This window comes from Streptomyces sp. SID4985, assembly GCF_009863025.1.
GTDB lineage: Bacteria > Actinomycetota > Actinomycetes > Streptomycetales > Streptomycetaceae > Streptomyces.
Window position 1 is genome coordinate 1 of record NZ_WWIR01000284.1, and the last position, 3,477, is coordinate 3,477.

Below are 3,477 nucleotides of genomic sequence, written 5' to 3' on the forward strand. Positions count from 1 at the left end.
CGGCGACTGGCTCGTCCTCGCCCCGCCGCCCGGTGCCGCACCGCCCCCGGCCGACGACGCGCTGGCCGAGGCGGGTCTGCTCCAGTCCCCCTGCGCCGTCGCCGTGTACGACGACCGGCTGCGGCTGTGCCGGATGAACGACGCGATGGCGCGGGTCACCGCACTGCCCGAGGACCGGGTGCGCGGGCTGCGGATCACGGAGACGGGCGGCCTGCCGCAGCCCGAGGAGCTGGAGCGGGGCATGCTCCAGGTGCTCACCACCGGCCGGTGTCTGGACGTACGGGTCGTCACCGGCGCGGCGGGCCGCTCCTGGCTCGTGCGGATGGCGCCGGTGACCGGTCCGGCGGGCCGGGTGCGGGGCGTCGTCGTCGCCGCGCACGACGTCACCGAGGGCGACCGGGCCCGGCAGCGGCTGCGCCTGGTGAACGAGGCGAGCGTCGGCATCGGCACCTCCCTGGACGTGCCCCGTACGGCGCAGGAGCTGGCGGACGTGTGCGTGCCCGTGCTCGCGGACTTCGTCACCGTCGACCTGCTGGACCCGGCCGAGCACGGCGGCGAGCCCCCGTACCGGGTGGTCGCGCCGGTGCCGCTGCGCCGGGCCGCCCACCGGTCGGTCCTGGAGGGCGAGCCGGAGGCGGTGACGGAGCCGGGCGGGTCCGAGGTGTACCCGGAGTTCTCGCCGCAGGCGGCCGCGCTGCTGACCGGCCGTACCGTGCCCGCCACGGTGGCCGCGGGCGACCTGGACAAGTGGCTGGCCTGGAGCGCGGAGCGGGGCGAGCGGGTGCGCGAGTTCGGCATCCACTCCTCGCTGGCGGTGCCGATCCACGCCCGGGGCACGACGCTCGGGGTGGTGGTGCTCGCCCGGCACCGGCGCCGCGATCCGTTCACGGCGGACGACGTGCTGCTGGCCGAGGAGATCACCGCGCGTGCCGCCGTCTGTCTCGACAACGCCCGCCGCTACTCCCGCGAGCGCGACACCGCCCTGGCCCTCCAGCGCAGTCTGCTGCCCCGGCGGCTGCCGCCCACGGCCGCCCTGGAGGCCACCTCCCGCTATCTCCCGGCGGCGCGGGCCGGGGTGGGCGGCGACTGGTTCGACGTGATCCCGCTGTCCGGGACGCGGGTCGCGATGGTCGTCGGGGACGTGGTGGGGCACGGGGTGCAGGCGTCGGCGGCAATGGGCCGGCTGCGCACCGCCGTGCGCACGCTGGCCGACCTCGACCTGGCCCCGGACGAGCTGCTCACCCATCTGGACGACCTGGTGGTCCGGCTCTACGAGGAGTCCGGCGGCGACGGCGGCGGCGAGGTGGGCGCGACCTGCCTCTACGCGGTCTACGACCCGGTGTCCCGGCGCTGTTCGCTGGCCCGCGCGGGCCATCCCCCGCCCGTGGTCCTGGAGCCGGGCAAGCCGCCCCGCGAGCTCGACCTGCCCTCCGGGACCCCGCTGGGCCTCGGCGGGCTCCCCTTCGAGTCGGCCGAGGTGGAGCTGCCCGAGGGGACGGTGCTCGCCCTGTACACCGACGGTCTGGTGGCCTCGCGGGACCGCGCCGGGGACGGGGGCAGACAGTTGCTGTTCGAGGTGCTCGGCGACGAGACGCGGCGCCTGGGCGAGCGCTGCGGCCACGCGCTGGACGCCACCTGCGACCGGGTCCTGGACGCCCTGCTGCCGCGCGGCGACGCGGCGGACGACGTGGCGCTGCTGCTGGCCCGTACCCACGCCCTGCCCGCCGACCAGGTGGCGGCCTGGGACGTGCCGGACGACCCGGCGCTGGTCGCGCCGGTCCGCCGGGAGGTCGGGGAGCAGCTGGAGCGCTGGGCACTGAGCGAGGCGGCGTTCACGGCGGAGCTGGTGGTGAGCGAGCTGGTCACCAACGCGATCCGGTACGGCTCCCAGCCGGTGCGGCTGCGGCTCATCCACGACGCGGAGCGGCTGATCTGCGAGGTGTCCGACGCCAGCCACACCGCCCCGCACCTCAGGCGGGCCAAGACCTTCGACGAGGGCGGCCGGGGTCTGCTCCTGGTCGCCCAGCTCACCGAGCGGTGGGGCAGCCGGCACACCGCCGAGGGCAAGACCATCTGGGCGGAGCTGGCCCTGCCGAAGGAGGAGCGGCGGCCCAAGCGGGATGATCAATAGGCGGTCAGGAGGCGGCCCGTGGGCGTTCAGGAGGCGTTCAGTAGCCGCTGAGCCAGGGCCGTACCCGTTTGCGGGCCTCGTGCAGGCGTGACTTGAGGGTGCCGAGCGGGATGCCCGCGCGTTCGGCGGCCTCGGCGTAGTCCAGGTGGCAGATGTCCCGGTAGACGAGCGGCGCGACCAGGTGCGGATACTCGCGCTCCAGCCGGTCGAGCGCCTCCAGGAGGTCGACCCGGGAGCCCGCGATGACGCTGGTGGTGCGCGGGTCGACGGGTTCGGGGCGCGTGGGCGGGGCGGGCCGTTCGGCGGCGCGGCGGCGCAGCTCGCGGTACTTCTGGCGGCAGCAGTTGGCGACGACTGTGTAGAGCCAGGTGCTGAAGCGGCTGCGGCCCTCGAAGCCGGTGATGTGCCGGGCCACCTGGAGCAGCACGTCCTGCGCGGCTTCCTCGGCGTCCTCGCGGCACGGCAGGAAGCGCCCGCAGCGGCGCATCACCTCCGGGCGCAGCTCGGTCAGGAGCCGGTCGAGCGCGGCCGTGTCCCCGGCGGCGGCCAGCCGGGCGAGGTCCTCGGCCCTCGGCTCGTCCCCCACCGCTGCCCCCTCGAAGTCGATCTCAGGGCAGGCATGATAGTCGTATGCATCCCCCGGAGCGGATCGGCCGTCACCGCATGGAACGGGTCCTGGGCACCGGCGCCTTCGCCACGGTGTGGCTCGCCCACGACGACGAGCTGGACGCGCCGGTGGCGGTCAAGGTGCTCGCGGACAACTGGGCGCACCGGCTCGATGTGCGCGAGCGGTTCCTCTCCGAGGCCAGGCTGCTGCGCAAGGCTTCCTCCAGCCGTCTGGTGCAGGTCTACGACATCGGTGAACTCCCGGACGGCAGGCCGTACTTCGTCATGGAGTACGCCGACGGCGGCACCCTCGCCGACCTGCTCGACGACGGTCCGCCGCCGGTCCCGGAGGCGCTGCGGCTGACCGCGCAGGCAGCGCGCGGGGCGGCCGCGCTGCACGAGGCGGGGATCGTGCACCGCGACATCAAGCCGACCAACGTGCTGCTGCACACCGCGCCCGACGGCGAGCGGCGGCTGCTGCTCGCGGACCTCGGGCTCGCCAAGAGCCTCGCGCAGGCGTCCGTGCTCACGATGGCGGCGGGTTCGGCGGGGTATCAGCCGCCGGAGCAGGCCGAGCCGGGGGCGGGCATCGACGCGCGCGCCGACGTGTACAGCCTGGGCGCGGTGGGCTACGAGCTGGTCACCGGCAGCGTGCCGGGTCCGCCGGGCCGCGTGGTGCCGCCGGGACGGCTGCGCCCCGGGCTCGGCGCGGACGTGGAGCGGGCGCTGCTGCGGGCCCT

General features: G+C 75.7%; 3 protein-coding genes. 2 read left to right on the forward strand and 1 reads right to left on the reverse strand.

What is annotated here, in order from left to right:
• A partial coding sequence (locus GTW40_RS11780; RefSeq protein ID WP_161180120.1) for a SpoIIE family protein phosphatase occupies positions 1 to 2,131 on the forward strand: 2,131 nt, incomplete at its 5' end.
• Positions 2,132 to 2,168: 37 nt separating this feature from the next.
• On the opposite strand, the gene GTW40_RS11785 is transcribed toward GTW40_RS11780, so the two are convergent.
• The gene (locus tag GTW40_RS11785) at positions 2,169 to 2,717 is read right to left on the reverse strand and encodes an RNA polymerase sigma factor (RefSeq protein WP_161180121.1); all 549 of its coding nucleotides are present in this window, start codon (positions 2,715 to 2,717) and stop codon (positions 2,169 to 2,171) included.
• A gap of 44 nt (positions 2,718 to 2,761) precedes the next feature.
• Here GTW40_RS11785 and GTW40_RS11790 point away from each other — a divergent pair.
• Positions 2,762 to 3,477, forward strand: a 716-nt coding sequence (locus GTW40_RS11790) for a serine/threonine-protein kinase (protein ID WP_161180122.1), incomplete at its 3' end; no start/stop codon positions are given.